At 62.6% G+C, this 15,361-nt stretch carries 14 protein-coding genes; 13 read left to right on the top strand and 1 reads right to left on the bottom strand.

The annotated features are described in order from the left end of the window. Window positions 1-46: 46 nt before the first annotated feature. The 12 genes from F506_RS19325 to F506_RS19270 all read left to right on the top strand — a co-directional run bounded on the left by F506_RS19325 (window position 47) and on the right by F506_RS19270 (window position 13,441). The gene (locus F506_RS19325; protein WP_053200123.1) at window positions 47-1,699 is read left to right on the top strand and encodes an ABC transporter substrate-binding protein; all 1,653 of its coding nucleotides are present in this window, start codon (window positions 47-49) and stop codon (window positions 1,697-1,699) included. A gap of 91 nt (window positions 1,700-1,790) precedes the next feature. After that, on the top strand, window positions 1,791-2,744 hold the full coding sequence (locus F506_RS19320) for an ABC transporter permease (protein ID WP_053200121.1): 954 nt from the start codon (window positions 1,791-1,793) through the stop codon (window positions 2,742-2,744). Between the two features lie 2 nt (window positions 2,745-2,746). Then, entirely contained in the window at window positions 2,747-3,664 is a 918-nt protein-coding gene (locus tag F506_RS19315) for an ABC transporter permease (RefSeq protein ID WP_235471252.1), read from the top strand. Further along, the gene (locus F506_RS19310) at window positions 3,661-4,719 is read left to right on the top strand and encodes an ABC transporter ATP-binding protein (protein WP_053200119.1); all 1,059 of its coding nucleotides are present in this window, start codon (window positions 3,661-3,663) and stop codon (window positions 4,717-4,719) included. Before F506_RS19315 ends, F506_RS19310 begins: the two co-directional genes overlap by 4 nt. Continuing rightward, window positions 4,712-5,716 carry an ABC transporter ATP-binding protein gene (locus tag F506_RS19305; RefSeq protein WP_053200117.1) on the top strand — a complete coding sequence of 335 codons (1,005 nt, stop codon included), beginning with the start codon at window positions 4,712-4,714 and terminating at the stop codon, window positions 5,714-5,716. Before F506_RS19310 ends, F506_RS19305 begins: the two co-directional genes overlap by 8 nt. Window positions 5,717-5,777: 61 nt before the next feature. Further along, a complete protein-coding gene (locus F506_RS19300) occupies window positions 5,778-6,989 on the top strand; it encodes an amidase (protein WP_053201799.1) in 1,212 nt (403 codons plus the stop codon). After that, window positions 6,976-7,506, top strand: a complete 531-nt coding sequence (locus F506_RS19295) for an ureidoglycolate lyase (protein ID WP_053200115.1) — start codon at window positions 6,976-6,978, stop codon at window positions 7,504-7,506. The genes F506_RS19300 and F506_RS19295 overlap by 14 nt, the downstream gene beginning before the upstream one ends. Window positions 7,507-7,657: 151 nt before the next feature. Further along, window positions 7,658-8,536 (top strand): EamA family transporter RarD, encoded by an 879-nt coding sequence (rarD, locus tag F506_RS19290; RefSeq protein WP_053200113.1) that lies wholly within the window; start codon window positions 7,658-7,660, stop codon window positions 8,534-8,536. A 67-nt stretch (window positions 8,537-8,603) separates the two neighbouring features. Beyond that, on the top strand, window positions 8,604-10,271 hold the full coding sequence (gene ettA / locus F506_RS19285; protein ID WP_053200111.1) for an energy-dependent translational throttle protein EttA: 1,668 nt from the start codon (window positions 8,604-8,606) through the stop codon (window positions 10,269-10,271). A gap of 163 nt (window positions 10,272-10,434) precedes the next feature. Further along, window positions 10,435-11,592: a branched-chain amino acid ABC transporter substrate-binding protein gene (locus F506_RS19280; RefSeq protein ID WP_053200109.1), complete on the top strand. Its 1,158-nt coding sequence runs from the start codon at window positions 10,435-10,437 to the stop codon at window positions 11,590-11,592. Between the two features lie 222 nt (window positions 11,593-11,814). Continuing rightward, window positions 11,815-12,735 (top strand): ketopantoate/pantoate/pantothenate transporter PanS, encoded by a 921-nt coding sequence (panS, locus tag F506_RS19275; protein WP_053200107.1) that lies wholly within the window; start codon window positions 11,815-11,817, stop codon window positions 12,733-12,735. Between the two features lie 115 nt (window positions 12,736-12,850). Then, on the top strand, window positions 12,851-13,441 hold the full coding sequence (locus F506_RS19270) for a molybdopterin-dependent oxidoreductase (protein WP_053200105.1): 591 nt from the start codon (window positions 12,851-12,853) through the stop codon (window positions 13,439-13,441). Between the two features lie 47 nt (window positions 13,442-13,488). Here F506_RS19270 and F506_RS19265 read toward each other — a convergent pair whose 3' ends face one another. After that, complete coding sequence (locus tag F506_RS19265) at window positions 13,489-14,067, bottom strand: DUF4337 domain-containing protein (RefSeq protein WP_053200103.1); 579 nt, start codon at window positions 14,065-14,067, stop codon at window positions 13,489-13,491. A gap of 215 nt (window positions 14,068-14,282) precedes the next feature. On the opposite strand from F506_RS19265, the gene hisC reads away from it, so the two are divergent. Next, window positions 14,283-15,350, top strand: coding sequence for a histidinol-phosphate transaminase (gene hisC, locus F506_RS19260; RefSeq protein WP_053200101.1), 1,068 nt, complete (start codon window positions 14,283-14,285; stop codon window positions 15,348-15,350). Window positions 15,351-15,361: the final 11 nt, after the last annotated feature.

Below are 15,361 nucleotides of genomic sequence, written 5' to 3'. Positions count from 1 at the left end.
TAAGCATCATCCTTCGCCGTTCTCAACAACAAAAGGAAGCATCGACATGAAACTGACCAAACCAAGCGCAATCACTCTGGCCTGTACGCTGGCTTTCGGCTTGCTCACCTCGGTCGGCGCGCACGCTGAAAAAGTGCTGCGCATCGCCATGACCGCCGGCGACATTCCGCGCACCCTGGGCCAGCCCGACCAGGGCTTCGAGGGCAACCGGTTCACCGGCATCCCGATGTACGACAGCCTGACGCAATGGGATTTGTCCAAGGCCGACAAGGCCAGCGAAGTGATTCCCGACCTGGCCGTGTCCTGGGCGGTCGACGCCAAGGACAAGACCAAGTGGATCTTCAAGCTGCGCCCGGGCGTCAAGTTCCATGACGGCTCCGCTTTCAACGCTGACGCCGTGGTGTGGAACGTCGCCAAGGTGCTCGACAAGGACGCGCCCAACTTCGATCCCAGCCAGGTCGGCGTGACCGCATCGCGCATGCCGACGCTGCGCACCGCCAGGAAGATCGACGACCTCACTGTCGAGCTGACCACCTCCGAGCCGGACTCCTTCCTGCCGATCAACCTGACCAACCTGTTCATGGCCTCGCCGCTGCAGTGGGCCAAGAAACTGGCCGCGGTGCCGGGTTCGGTGAGCGACAAGGCTGAGCGCGCCAAGCAGGCCTGGGCCGCTTTCGCTGCGGACGCCTCCGGCACGGGGCCGTTCAAGATGACCAAGTTCGTGCCGCGCGAGCGTCTCGAGCTGGCCAAGAATCCCGGATACTGGGATCCAAAACGCCGTCCGCAAATCGACAAGGTCGTGATGCTGCCGCTGCCGGAAGCCAATTCGCGCACCGCCGCCTTGCTGTCCGGCCAGGTCGACTGGATCGAGGCGCCCGCACCTGATGCGCTCGACACCATCAAGGCGCGCGGCTTCAAGATCTACTCCAATCCGCAACCGCATGTGTGGCCGTGGCAGTTGTCCTTCGTGCCCGGCTCGCCGTGGCTGGACAAGCGCGTGCGCTACGCCGCCAACCTGTGCGTGAATCGTCCGGCGATGAAGCAATTGCTGGGCGGGCTCATGGGCGAAGCCACCGGCACCGTCGAGCCGGGCCATCCATGGCGCGGCAACCCGAGCTTCCATATCAAGTACGACCCGGACGGCGCGCGCAAGCTGATGACCGAAGCCGGCTACTCGGCCGCCAAGCCGCTCAAGGTGAAGGTGCAGATCTCGGCGTCCGGTTCCGGCCAGATGCAGCCGTTGCCGATGAATGAATTCATGCAGCAGAACCTGAAGGCCTGCTTCATCGATGTGCAGTTCGACGTGATCGAATGGAACACGCTGTACACCAACTGGCGTATCGGCGCCAAGGATCCAAGCGCGCACGGGTCGGACGCGGTCAACATCAGCTTCGCGGCGATGGATCCGTTCTTCGCGATGGTGCGCTTCGTCAGCAGCAAGGCGGCGCCGCCGGTATCGAACAACTGGGGCTTCTACAGCAACCCTGAAGTCGACGCCATCATCGCCAAGGCGCGCACCACCTTCGACGCCAAACAGCGCGACGCCTTGCTGGCCCAGCTGCACGCCAAGATCGTCGACGAAGCGCCATTCGTCTGGGTCGCGCATGACACCGGTCCGCGCGCCATCTCGGCCAAGGTCAAGGGCGTGGTGCAGCCGCAAAGCTGGTTCATCGACATCGCCACGATGACGATGGACTGAGCCGCCTGAACCGATGTTGTGAACATTGCGCGTGGCACCGCGAGGGCGGCGCCGCGCGCAAGCAAGACAGCAATACTTACCAAAGACGCCCATGATTTCCTATCTGATCCGCCGCGTACTGTATGCCATGCCCATCATGCTGGGCGTCGCGTTCCTGTGCTTCATGCTGGTCCATATCGCACCGGGCGATCCGCTGGTGGCCATCCTGCCGCCGGATGCATCCGGCGATCTGCAGAAGCAGCTGATGGAACTTTACGGTTTCAATCGCAGCTATCCCGAACAGTTTTTCAGCTGGGTCTGGCGTGCCGTGCACGGAGATCTCGGCAGTTCCATCGCCACCGGACGGCCGGTCGCGCAGGAGGTTTTCAAGGCGGTCGGCAATACCTTCATGCTGGCGGCGCTGGCGACGCTGATCGGTTTCTTCTTCGGCTCGCTGTTCGGTTTTGTCGCCGGCTATTTCCGCAACTCCTGGGTCGACAAGATCGCCTCCTTCATTTCCGTGGTCGGCGTCAGCGTGCCGCATTACTGGCTCGGCATGGTTCTGGTCATCATCTTCTCGTCGCAACTGATGTGGCTACCCGCCACCGGCGCCGGACCGGACGGATCGGCCGCGTGGATCTGGGATGTCGAGCACGTCAAATACCTGATCATGCCGGCCGTGACGATGTCCTTCATCCCGATGGGCATCATCGCGCGCACCGTGCGTGCGCTGGTGGCCGACATCCTGGCGCAGGAATTCGTGATCGGCCTGAAGGCGCGCGGCCTCGGCGAATTCGGCGTGTTCCGCCACGTGGTCAAGAACTGCGCACCGACCGCAATGGCGGTGATGGGCTTGCAGCTCGGCTACCTGCTGGGCGGCTCGATCCTGATTGAAACCGTGTTCTCCTGGCCCGGCACCGGCTTCCTGCTGAACCAGGCGATCTTCCAGCGCGACCTGCCGCTGCTGCAAGGCACGATCCTGGTGCTGGCGCTGTTCTTCGTGTCGCTGAACCTGCTGGTCGACATCCTGCAAACCGTGTTCGATCCACGCATAGAAAGGGCATGATCATGTCTACCCTGCAAGCGACTGCTGCAACTCCCGCAACTTCCGCAACTTCTGCCATCCATCCGCCGGCCTACAAACGTTCACGCGGCCATTGGGCCAACGTCGCCGCGCGCATCGTGCGCAATCCGCTGGCGATGATCGCCGCCGTCATCCTGCTCACGCTGATCGGCATCGCCGTGTTCGCGCCGTGGATCATGCCGGCCGATCCTTTCGCCACATCGATGTTTGCGCGCCTCAAACCGATCGGCACGCCTGACCATCTGCTCGGCACCGACGAACTCGGACGCGACCTGTTATCGCGCCTGATGCTGGGCGGACGCCTGTCGCTGTTCATGGGCATCACGCCGGTACTGACGGCGTTTGTCATCGGCAGCGGCATCGGAATTCTCGCCGGCTATGCCGGTGGCTTCATCAACACCGTCATCATGCGCACCATCGATGTGCTGTATGCATTTCCTTCGGTGCTGCTGGCAATCGCCCTGTCGGGCGCGCTCGGCGCCGGCATCGTCAATGCGCTGACGTCGCTGACCATCGTGTTCATTCCGCAGATTGCGCGCATCGCCGAAAGCGTAACCACGCAGGTGCGCCGCAGCGACTACGTGGATGCGGCGCGGGCCTCGGGCGCCGGCGCCTTCACCATCGTGCGCGCCCACGTACTGGGCAACGTGCTCGGGCCGATCTTCGTGTACTCCACCAGCCTGATTTCGGTGTCGATGATCCTGGCCTCGGGTTTGTCCTTCCTCGGTCTCGGCGTCAAGCCGCCCGAACCGGAGTGGGGCCTGATGCTCAATACCCTGCGCACGGCGATCTACACGCAACCCTGGGTGGCGGCGTTGCCGGGGGCATTCATTTTCATCACATCGATTTCGTTCAACATGTTGTCCGACGGTTTGCGTTCGGCGATGGAGGTCAAGCAATGACAGACGAACGCGATATCGGCGGACCGCGCCAGCCTCTGCTGCAGGTACGCGACCTGCTCAAGCATTTTCCACTCAAGGGCAAGGGCTTGCCGTTCATGCCCTTTGCCTCGCCGCGCAGTGCAGTGCGCGCAGTCGACGGCGTCAACTTCGACATCCTCAAGGGCGAGACGCTCGGCGTGGTCGGTGAATCAGGCTGCGGCAAGTCGACCACGGCGCGCGTGCTGATGCAGCTGATCAGCCAGGACAGCGGCGAGCTGGTGTTCGACGGTGAAACGGTCGGTTCGCGCGCCCTGCCGCTGCGGCAGTTCCGCCGGCAGACGCAGATGGTGTTCCAGGACAGTTACTCTTCGCTCAACCCGCGCATGACGATCGAGGATTCGATTGCTTTTGCTCCCACGGTGCACGGCCTGCCGTCGCGCGAAGCGATCACGCGCGCGCGCGACCTGCTGGCGCGTGTCGGTTTGCAACCGGAGCGTTTCGCCGGCCGCTATCCGCACGAGTTGTCCGGCGGCCAGCGCCAGCGCGTCAACATTGCGCGCGCGCTGGCGCTGGAGCCGCGCCTGGTGATCCTCGACGAAGCCGTCTCGGCGCTCGACAAGTCGGTCGAGGCGCAGGTGCTCAATCTGCTGCTCGACCTCAAGCAAGAGTTCGGCCTCACCTATCTGTTCATCAGCCACGACCTCAACGTGGTGCGCTTCATCTCCGACCGCGTGCTGGTGATGTATCTCGGCCAGGTGGTGGAAATCGGCTCGTCCGACCAGGTGTTCGATCATCCCAGACATCCTTACACGCGCGCCTTGCTGAAATCGATGCCCAGCATGGATCCCTTGCAACGCACGATGGAAGCGCCGCTGGCCGGCGATCCACCCAATCCTATCGACCCACCCGGCGGTTGCCGCTTCCATACGCGTTGTGCATTTGCGGCACCGGTATGCAGCCAGCGCGCGCCGACGTTCTCCAGCGACGACAGCGGCCACGGTGTCGCCTGCCTGCGCTACGAAGCCGACACCGCGTCCCAGTTCGATTCCGTTTTCAGCGAGGCCGGCCATGCATGACATGATTACCCTGCGCGATCTGCAAGTGCAGTTCTTCGCGCCGAAGAAACTGATCCGCGCCGTCAACGGCGTCAACCTCACCGTCGGCCAAGGTGAAGTGGTGGCCCTGATCGGCGAGTCCGGCTCGGGCAAGAGCGTCACCTTGCGTTCCATCATGCGCCTGCATTCCGAACGTTCGACGCGCATCAGCGGGGGCCTCGAAGTCGACGGCAAGGACGTGCTGAAGATGTCGCAGCGTGAGCTGGCGGCGCTGCGCGGCGACACGGTGGCGATGATTTTCCAGGAGCCGCTGCTGGCGCTCGATCCGGTCTACACCGTCGGCGCGCAGATCATCGAAGCCATCCGCCGCCACAAGAAAGTATCGAAGGCCGAGGCGCACAGGCAGGCACTGAGCCTGTTCCAGAAAGTCCGCATTCCCAGTCCCGAACGCCGCCTCGATGCTTACCCGCACGAGATGTCCGGCGGCATGCGCCAGCGCGCCATGATCGCGCTGGCCTTGTCGTGCTCGCCCAAAGTCCTGCTGGCCGACGAGCCGACCACGGCGCTCGACGCCACCGTGCAGATCCAGATCCTGCTGTTGCTGCGCGATCTGCAAAAGGAACTCGGCCTGTCCATCGTCTTCGTCACGCATGACATCGGCGCAGCGGCGGAAGTGGCCGATCGCATCGCCGTCATGTACGCCGGCAAGATCATCGAGCAGGGTCCGGCAGCCGAGTTGCTGACGCGGCCGCGCCATCCCTACACCTTGTCGCTGCTCAAGAGCCGCAGCCACGGCGCCCTGCAAAAAGGCCAGCGCCTGGAAACCATCGGCGGTGCGCCGCCGGACCTGAGCAACTTGCCGGCCGGCTGTGCGTTCGCCGAACGCTGCCGATATGCCGCCGCCGAATGCGCCGGCGTGCAGCCGCGTGAGGAGACATTGTCGCCGGGCCATGTGGTGAGCTGTTTGCGTGTACACCAGATTCATCAGATCAACCCGGTCGCCGCAGCGACGCATTGAACCGTCCCGTACCATGAGCAATCAGATCAATACCTTCTCTTCCCGTCCGAAAGAATCATCCATGCCCGTCGACGCGTCAGCAAGCTCAGCAGCACATTGTTTCGTTCCCTATCCCGCCCCGGCGGTGACGGCAATTTCATCGGGCCCGCTGTCGGGGCTGCGCTTTGCGGTGAAAGACATCTTCGACGTCGCCGGCTATCCGACCGGTTGCGGCAATCCGCACATGCTGGCGCTGTCGGGCATCAAGACGGCATCGGCGCCGTCGGTGACGGCACTGGCGCAAGCGGGCGCCACTTTCGTCGGCAAGACCTATACCGATGAACTGGCGTTTTCGATGAACGGCAAGAACGCCCACTTCGGCACGCCGCGCAACGGCGGCGCGCCCGGCCGGATTCCAGGCGGCTCCAGTTCGGGGTCGGCCTCTGCGGTGTCCAACGGGCTGGCGGATGTTGCACTCGGTACCGATACCGGCGGTTCCGTACGTGCTCCCGCCAGCCACTGCGGGCTGATCGGCCTGCGTCCCACGCATGCACGCGTGAGCCTCAAGGGCTGCATGGACCTGGCGCAGTCGTTCGATACCTGCGGCTGGTTCGCACGCGACATCGACAGCTTTGCACGCGTCGGCGAGGTGCTGCTGCGGGACGATACCTGCCTGCTGCCCGACGGCGCACCGGCGATGCCGCAGGTGCTGGTGGCAGCCGACGTGCTGGCCTTGCTCGAGCCGCGCGTGCAGGACGTTTTCATGCAGACGCTGGAGCGCCTGTCCGGCCTGATCGGCACGCCGCTGCCGGTCAAGACCGCGACGCCGTCGTTCGACTCCCTGTACTGGGCGTTCCGCCACATCCAGGGATACGAGGCCTGGCAGAATCACGGCGACACCATCACCCGCCATGGCCTGCAACTCGGCCCCGGCGTCGCCGAGCGCTTTGCCTGGTCGAGCAAGATCACGCCACAGCAGATGGAAGAACACAGCAATGTGCGCCAGCGCTTCAAGGAAGATTTCCTGCGCCTGCTCGGCGACGACCGCGTGATCGTATTGCCGAGCATGCCGGATATTGCGCCGCTGCTGAGCGAGTCGGAAGAGGTGCTGGAGAACTATCGCAACCAGGCGGTGCGGATGTTGTGCCTGGCCGGCTTGTCCGGTTGCCCGCAGATTTCGCTGCCGCTGATGACGCTGGACGGCGCGCCGTTCGGCTTCTCCCTCATCGGACCGCAAGGCAGCGACCAGGCGCTGATCCGCCTGTCGAGAAAGTTCATCGATGAGCTCGCCTGAGTTGTCCTCGCCCGTCCGTGTCATCGCTGCACAAGCCTTGACGCCTGCCGCGTTCGCGCCGTTCGGCGACGTCATCGCGCCGAACGGCGATGGCCGCGGCAACAGTTCGCCGATCAACGACGGCACGGCGCAACGCTTCGATGACCTGACCCGGCTCGACGTCAGCGAGCAGGGCGGTGAAGCCTGCGCAGCAATCTTTCGCACGCAGGACGGTACGCATGTGGCACCCTATGCGCTGACCATGTTCGAGCGGCATCTGCTGGGCAGCCAGAGTTTCGTACCGATGGCGCAGGGGCGGATGCTGGTGGTGGTGACGCAGGGCGGCGACGGCCCCGATGAAGACGCCATCCAGGCCTTCATCGTCGAGCCGGGCCAGGGCGTCACGCTGCGCCGCGGCGTCTGGCACCACCCGATGATCACCGTCGGCGGCGCCGACGTGTTCGTGATCGAGCGGCGCGCGGCGCAGGTCGATTGCGAGATTACACGTATCGAAGGCCGTTTCGTCGTGACGCTGTAGTCCCCCTGCGCCACGCAAACTCCGGCGTCTCCAGCCGGAATGGAAAAATCCTGTGATAATGGCCTTGCTGCCGCGAAACTTTCCCAAGTTTTCGCGGCGCTTCCATTTTTGCGCTGCCGCTTTTCATCCTTTGCCCATCTATTAGGTCGCCATGTTTTACGCGATAAGCTGTTTCCTCCTGTGGGGATTGTTCCCGCTTTACTTCAAGCTGCTGCAGGACGTCTCGTCGTTCGACATCGTGTTGCAGCGCATTTTCTGGTCGCTGCTGTTTCTGATCGCGGTGCTCTCCTGGAAACGCCAGTGGGCCTGGCTCGGCGCGGTGGTGCGCAAGCCGCGCGTGCTGCTCGGCTTCCTGGTCAGCGCGCTGCTGTTGTCGGGCAACTGGGTGCTGTACGTGTGGGCGGTCAACAGCGGCCGCATCGTCGACGCCAGTCTCGGCTATTTCATGAGTCCGCTGGTCAGCGTCTTGCTGGGCTACGTGATCCTCAAGGAAAAGTTGCGCCCCTTTCAATGGCTGGCGGTTTTCATGGCGCTGGGTGCGGTGTTGTGGCTGACCTGGAGCAACGGGGCGTTGCCGTGGATCGGGCTGGTCATCGCCGCCACCTTCGGCGTCTACGGCCTGCTGCGCAAGATCGCCTATCTCGGCGCACTGGAAGGCCTGGCGCTGGAAACCATCCTGCTGGCGCCGCTGGTGCTGGCGATCCTGGCGGTCACCGCGGCCAATGGCGGCAACGGTTTCCTGCAAGCCTCGCCGATGTCGCAGGTCCTGCTGGTGCTGTCTGGCCCGGTGACGGCGATTCCGCTGCTGTTGTTCGCCCGCGCGGCGCGCCGGATTCCCTTGTCTTTGTTGGGATTGCTGCAATACATCTCGCCCACGATGCAACTGCTGACCGGGGTTTTCATCTATGACGAACCGTTCGACGGGCCGCGCCTGACAGGTTTCGTGGTGATTTGGGTCGCGCTGGCTGTATACTCCGTGGAAGGATTGTGGCGCCTGTGGTCCGCCAAGGGCCGCGCACTGAGCGCCTGAACCTGAGGCCTCAGGCTGCATCACGGTACCCAGCAAATTTTTCTACCTTCATTATTGGCATCCAAACATGGCTCAATACGTATTCACTATGAACCGCGTCGGCAAGATCGTGCCGCCGAAGCGTCAGATCCTGAAGGACATTTCGCTGTCCTTCTTCCCCGGCGCCAAGATCGGCGTGCTCGGCCTGAACGGTTCCGGCAAATCGACGCTGCTCAAAATCATGGCAGGCATCGACAAGGAAATCGAAGGCGACGCGACTCCGGCGCCCAACCTGAACATCGGCTACCTGCCGCAGGAGCCGCAGCTCGATCCGGAAAAGAACGTGCGTCAGGAAGTCGAAAGCGCGCTCGGTGAAGTGTTCGAAGCGCAAGCCAAGCTCGACGTCGTCTATGCCGCGTATGCGGAAGAAGACGCCGACTTCGACGCGCTCGCCACCGAGCAGGCGCGCCTGGAAGCGATCATCTCCGCCTCCGACGGCAACAGCCTGAACCAGCAGCTGGAAATGGCCGCCGACGCATTGCGCCTGCCGCCTTGGGACGCCAAGATCGCCGTGCTGTCCGGCGGTGAAAAGCGCCGCGTAGCGCTGTGCAAATTATTGCTGTCCAAGCCTGACATGCTGTTGCTCGACGAACCGACCAATCACCTGGACGCCGAATCGGTGGACTGGCTGGAGCAATTCCTGCTGCGCTTCCCCGGCACCGTCGTGGCGATCACCCATGATCGCTATTTCCTCGACAACGCCGCCGAATGGATCCTCGAACTGGACCGCGGCCACGGCATTCCATGGAAGGGCAATTACTCTTCCTGGCTGGAGCAGAAGGAAGCCCGCCTGAAGCAGGAAGAAGCCACCGAATCGGCGCGCCAGAAAACCATCGCCAAGGAACTCGAATGGGTGCGCCAGAACCCGAAGGGCCGCCAGGCCAAGAGCAAGGCGCGTCTGTCGCGCTTCAACGAGCTCTCCGAACACGAATACCAGAAGCGCAACGAGACCTCGGAAATCTTCATCCCCGTGGCCGAACGCCTGGGCAATGAAGTCATCGAGTTCAAGGGCGTCAGCAAGGGCTACGGCGATCGCCTGCTGATCGATAATCTGAACTTCAAGATTCCAGCCGGCGCCATCGTCGGCATCATCGGCCCGAACGGCGCCGGCAAGTCGACCTTGTTCCGCATGCTGGCGGGCCGCGAACAGCCGGACAGCGGCGAACTGGTGCTCGGCCCTACCGTGCGCATCTCGCTGGTCGATCAGTCGCGCGAAGACCTGGAAAACAAGAAGACCGTGTTTGAAGACGTCGCCGCCGGCGCCGACATCCTCACGGTCGGCCGTTTCGAAATGCCGTCGCGCGCGTATCTGGGCCGCTTCAACTTCAAGGGCGGCGACCAGCAGAAGATCGTCGGCAATTTGTCCGGCGGTGAACGCGGCCGTCTGCATCTGGCCAAGACGCTGCTGCAAGGTGGCAACGTCCTGCTGCTCGATGAACCGTCCAACGACCTCGACGTGGAAACCCTGCGCGCGCTGGAAGACGCGCTGCTGGAATTCGCCGGCACCGTGCTGGTGATCAGCCATGATCGCTGGTTCCTTGACCGTATCGCCACGCATATCATCTCGTTCGAAGGCGATTCGCAGGTCAGCTTCTTTGACGGCAACTACCAGGAGTACGAAGCCGACAAGAAGAAGCGCCTCGGTGAAGAAGGCGCCAAGCCGAAGCGTATTCGCTACAAGCCGGTCACCCGTTGATACCGTAATTGCCATCGCGCAACCATGCCCCGCTCTGCGGGGCATTTTGTTTATAGCGCCACAATGTAATGGTGGCGTCTTTTCGTATTTTTTTGATCGAGTCGTAACTCCGCGTGAGGTATAAGAACAAGCGTTTGCTAAGACAAGTTCACACGGAGGTGACATGCTTTTCCCGAGATATCGACGCATGCTGATGCTATGCGTATTGTCGCTGGCGCTGTACGCTTCCGGAGCGATCGCCGGCGAGGAAGTCCAGACCGTGACGATAGGCTTTGTGGGCGCACTCAGCGGCGTATCGGAAAGTTTCGGCAAGGGCCTGGCCAACGCAGCCGAACTGGCGATCTTCGAAGCCAACCGCAATCCTTTCAAGATCAATGGCAAACGGGTGCAATTCCGCCTGGTGCGCATGGACGACCGCAATGACGCCGAACGCGCGCGGCGTGTGGCGACGGCGCTGGTGCAGGCCGAGGTGGTTGGCGTCATCGGCGGCACCAACAGCAACACCAGCATCGCCGTGTCGAAGATTTTTGCCGATGCCGGCATACCGCAAATCTCGCCCACGTCCAGTTTCCGGAGGTACACCGACCAGGGATTCCGGACGACCTTCCGCATGCTGGGCATTGATGACGATGCCTGTATTTACCTGGGTGAGTACGTCGTCAAGGAATTGCATGCGCAGCGCATTGCGGTCATCGACAACGGCACCACCTTCGGCGTCAACGTCAGCTCGCGCTTCAGCGAGGTGGCGCGTGAACACGGCGGGGTCATCGTCAGCCGAGATTCGGTCAGCGATGTGTTGATGAATTTCGGCGAGATCCTGCGTCGCGTCAAGGCGCAGGACATCGATGCCGTTTTCTTCGGCGGCTATTCCGAGCAGACCAGCATGCTGGCGAAAAGCATGCTGCGCGAGGAGGTCAAGGCGCGTCTGGTGACGTCGATGAACGGCATCGTAGGGTCGTCATTCCTGATCTCCAGCGGCATCGCCGCCAACGGCACGGTGGCCCAGGAAACCGGCATGCCGTTCAACAAGATGCCGGGCTGGAAGAAGTTCGAAGCCGATTTCAGTCAGCGTTTCGATTTCCAGATTTCCATCATGACGCCGTACGCCTACGACGCAGCGCATGTGCTGATGGCCGCTGTACGCCAGGCCAATTCGCTCAATCCGCACAAGATTACCAACGCCTTGCACGAGATCAGTTTCAAGGGCCTCACCGGCGTCATCGCCTTCGACGCCGTCGGCAATCCGCGTTCGCCGTCCTATACGATCTACGAAGTGCAGAACCAGAAATGGAAACCGATGAAGACCAATACGATGCGCTGAGACGGCGTAGTCCAGCGTCCGCAAGGCGCCTGCCGGCAAGGATTGGCGCGCGCAGGTAAAATGACGCCCTCGTGTTTCCACAAGACGCACGGCCGAGGCCGGCGCGACCGCATATCAGCTTTTATTCAGTGCATTCGTTACCGCCTCCGTTTCACTCGCGCGCCATCCGCGGAGCTACTCTTCATTCTCTTTTTTCCTTACTCCGCCGAATCGATCTCAATCATGCTTGCCAGTCTTACCCGCCTGTTTCCTGTCTGGGCGCTGCTGCTGTCCGCCGCCGCGTATTTTTCTCCCGCCACCTTCACGCCGATCGGTCCGCACGTCACGCTGCTGCTGACGCTGATCATGCTGACCATGGGCGTCACGCTGACGCTGGACGATTTCAAACGCATCGTCAAACGCCCGGCGCCGGTTGCCGCCGGCATCATCCTGCACTACCTGGTGATGCCGCTGGCCGCCTGGGCGATCGCCAAGCTGTTGCGCATGCCGCCTGACCTGACCGCCGGCATGGTGCTGGTCGGCAGCGTCGCCAGCGGCACGGCGTCGAACGTGATGATCTATCTGTCGCGCGGCGATGTTGCGCTGTCGGTGACGATCTCGACGCTGTCGGCGCTGGTGAGCGTATTCGCTACGCCGTTGCTGACCGAGTTGTATGTCGATGCTTCGATCCACTTCGACGCGCATGCGATGCTGATGAGCATCGTGCAGATCGTGGTGGTGCCGATCGTGGCGGGCCTGGTGCTGAACCTGTTCGCGAGCAAGCTGATCCGCCGCATCGAACCTTACCTGTCGCTGGTGTCGATGGTCGCGATCCTGCTGATCATTGCAGCGGTGGTCGGCGGCAGCCAGGCCAGCATCGCCTCGGTCGGTCTGGTGGTGCTGGTGGGCGTGATCCTGCACAACGCCATCGGTTTGCTGGGCGGTTACTGGGGCGGCCGTCTGCTCGGCTTCGACGAATCAATCTGCCGCACGCTGGCGATTGAAGTCGGCATGCAGCACTCCGGCCTCGCGGCTGCGCTGGGCAAGCTGTATTTCACGCCGCTGGCGGCACTGCCAGGCGCGCTGTTCTCGGTCTGGCACAATCTGTCGGGGTCGATGCTGGCCGGTTTCTGGCGCGGTCGTCCACCGCAAGACCGGGCCTGACGCCTTTACCGATACAAATGAAAAAAAGCGGACTCCGGTCCGCTTTTTTGTCGCCGTCGCCGGCATTTATCGGGCATCATGCTGCGCATCGCCTGTGCTGAACAAGGAGACCATCATGAAGAAACGACAATTCCTCGCCGCCGGCCTGCTCGGCATGAGCGCCACCGCCATGGCCGCCAACAAGAAGTCGATTGCCTGCAGCGCTGCACAAGATGCCGGGCCGGTGCTGCTGACGCTGACCGGCGCCATCGGCGCAGGCAATCGCGGCGCGCTCGATCCGGCGCTGGATCAGATGATGGCCAAGCAGAAGCTGCAATTCAACCGGGCGCACACCTTCGACTTCGCCTCCCTGAGTGCTTTGCCGCAGACCACCATCAAGCCCACGCTGGAATACGACAACAGGCAGCATGTGCTGAGCGGCCCCTTGCTGGCGGATGTCGCCCACGCTGCCGGCGCAAGCGCGGCGCGCGACGTGCTGCTGCGCGCCGTCGACGGCTATGCGGTGCAGGTGGCGCTGGCCGACATCCGCAAGTATCGCTTCATCGTCGCCACGCATCTGGACGGCAAACCGATTCCGCTTGGCGGCCTCGGTCCCCTGTGGGCGGTGTACGATGCCGACAGTTTTCCGGACATCATGGAAAAACCGATCAGCGCACGGTTTGCGCTATGCCCATGGGGCATGTATCACATTGAAGCAAAAACCTGAGCACCTCTGCCTGCTCTCGCTGCGCAGGGAGAGCAGGTTTCAGCGACTCAGATATGCATCGCCGCCAGCGAGCCCAGAATCACGCTCGCGCCGGCCGCCGTGTAGGAAATCTTCTTGAGCCAGTCCTTGCGCGTGAGCAGCGTGATCGCCGCCAGCGAGATGGCGATCTGGATCGCCGTCATGGCCTGCGCCCAGCGGTGGTGCTGGTGCAGTTTGACTTCGGACAATTCGTCCCATGCCTTGGATTCTTCTTCCAGCTTTTCAGCGGCCTTGCGGATGTCTTCCTTCTCCGACTTGTAGCGTTCCGCGGCGGCATTGTATTTCGCTGAATCGACACCGGGAATCGTTGCAGCCAGTTCAGCCAGGTTCTGGCGGCTGGACTTGGCCTGGTAATAATTCCACTGGTTGGCGGCCTCGGTCTTCTTGATGGCGGCGTTGTTCTTGTTCATCGCGGCTGCGTTCTCGGTGGAACCGGCCTGGAAGCTGAACAGCGCGCCGACGGTCGCCATGATGGCGGTCATGACGGCGATCTTGCCGGCGAAGTTGTCGCCGCTGCCATGGGCGTGTTCGGCGACGTGTTCCAGATGATGTTCGTGCGGGCTTGGGACTTCGTATTCTGTGGCCATGCGGATGCTTCCTTCGCTATCGTTATCTGTTGTTATCGAATTGTTATGTCGCGCCCGGGACCGCTCCTGATTGCTCGCAGTTGCTTCCAGGCACGTCGCGCAACCCTCCTTGCGCATGCCCTTAATGCGCCAGCCGCCTCCCCAGTTGACGCGCGCCGGGCCCGGGTTTGTTACCATTGCTGTTTTATTGCAGAAGCAGCGCGAAAACCATTCCCATGAGCAAATTCTGGAGCCCCATCGTCAGCCGCCTGACGCCTTATACCCCCGGCGAGCAGCCCAAGATCAGCAAGCTGGTCAAGCTCAACACCAACGAAAATCCCTACGGTCCGTCGCCCAAGGCGATCGCCGCCATGGCGCAGGAAATCGGCGACAACCTGCGCCTGTATCCGAACCCGGACGCCGAACCGCTCAAGCTGGCGATTGCAAAACGCCACGGCTTGTCGCCGTCGCAGGTATTCGTCGGCAACGGTTCCGACGAAGTGCTGGCGCATGCTTTCCAGGCGCTGCTCAAGCATGGCGCGCCGATCCTGTTCCCGGACATCACCTACAGTTTTTATCCGACCTACGCCAGTCTGTATGAAGTGGAATATCGTGCGGTGCCGCTGGCCGAGGATTTCACGATCCGCGTCGACGACTATCTCGGCCAGGGCGAGGCCATCGGCGGCATCATCTTCCCGAATCCGAACGCACCGACCGGTTGCCTGCTAGCGCTGGATGAAGTAGAGCGCCTGCTGGCCGGCAATCCGGATCGCGTGGTGATTGTCGACGAGGCGTATATCGATTTCGGCGGCGACAGCGCCATCGATCTGGTGACGCGCCATCCGAATCTGCTGGTGGTGCAGACGCTGTCCAAGTCGCGTTCGCTGGCCGGGCTGCGGGTCGGCTTTGCTGTCGGCCATGCCGATCTGATCAGTGCGCTGGAACGGGTCAAGAACAGCTTCAATTCCTATCCGCTGGACCGTATCGCGATCGCCGGCGCGACTGCGGCGATGGAAGACGATGCGCATTTCGACCGTACCCGCAACGCCGTCATCGCCAGCCGCAGCAAGCTGGCGGACGAACTCGCATCGCTCGGTTTCGAGGTGTTGCCGTCGGCCGCCAATTTCGTCTTCGCGCGCCATCCGCAGCATGACGCCGCCGGCCTGGCCGCCAGCTTGCGTGGCGACGGCATCATCGTGCGCCATTTCACCAGCGCGCGCATCAATCAGTTCCTGCGCATCACGGTCGGCACCGATGAAGCCTGCGGCGCACTGACCGATTCGCTGCGCAAGCATCTGGCCTGAGGTCCGGACGG

It is taken from the genome of Herbaspirillum hiltneri N3 (assembly GCF_001267925.1).
GTDB lineage: Bacteria > Pseudomonadota > Gammaproteobacteria > Burkholderiales > Burkholderiaceae_D > Herbaspirillum > Herbaspirillum hiltneri.
This window is presented reverse-complemented; position numbering and strand designations above follow the sequence as displayed.

Bases quoted from the DNA above. Each gene is read 5' to 3' on its own strand.
- F506_RS19270 (WP_053200105.1), top strand. From the start codon at position 12,851: ATGAAGAAACGACAATTCCTCGCCGCCGGCCTGCTCGGCATGAGCGCC.
- F506_RS19280 (WP_053200109.1), top strand. From the start codon at position 10,435: ATGCTTTTCCCGAGATATCGACGCATGCTGATGCTATGCGTATTGTCG.
- F506_RS19300 (WP_053201799.1), top strand. From the start codon at position 5,778: ATGCCCGTCGACGCGTCAGCAAGCTCAGCAGCACATTGTTTCGTTCCC.
- ettA (WP_053200111.1), top strand. From the start codon at position 8,604: ATGGCTCAATACGTATTCACTATGAACCGCGTCGGCAAGATCGTGCCG.
- F506_RS19325 (WP_053200123.1), top strand. From the start codon at position 47: ATGAAACTGACCAAACCAAGCGCAATCACTCTGGCCTGTACGCTGGCT.
- F506_RS19315 (WP_235471252.1), top strand. From the start codon at position 2,747: ATGTCTACCCTGCAAGCGACTGCTGCAACTCCCGCAACTTCCGCAACT.
- rarD (WP_053200113.1), top strand. From the start codon at position 7,658: ATGTTTTACGCGATAAGCTGTTTCCTCCTGTGGGGATTGTTCCCGCTT.
- F506_RS19310 (WP_053200119.1), top strand. From the start codon at position 3,661: ATGACAGACGAACGCGATATCGGCGGACCGCGCCAGCCTCTGCTGCAG.
- F506_RS19265 (WP_053200103.1), bottom strand. From the start codon at position 14,067: ATGGCCACAGAATACGAAGTCCCAAGCCCGCACGAACATCATCTGGAA.
- F506_RS19320 (WP_053200121.1), top strand. From the start codon at position 1,791: ATGATTTCCTATCTGATCCGCCGCGTACTGTATGCCATGCCCATCATG.
- F506_RS19295 (WP_053200115.1), top strand. From the start codon at position 6,976: ATGAGCTCGCCTGAGTTGTCCTCGCCCGTCCGTGTCATCGCTGCACAA.
- panS (WP_053200107.1), top strand. From the start codon at position 11,815: ATGCTTGCCAGTCTTACCCGCCTGTTTCCTGTCTGGGCGCTGCTGCTG.
- F506_RS19305 (WP_053200117.1), top strand. From the start codon at position 4,712: ATGCATGACATGATTACCCTGCGCGATCTGCAAGTGCAGTTCTTCGCG.
- hisC (WP_053200101.1), top strand. From the start codon at position 14,283: ATGAGCAAATTCTGGAGCCCCATCGTCAGCCGCCTGACGCCTTATACC.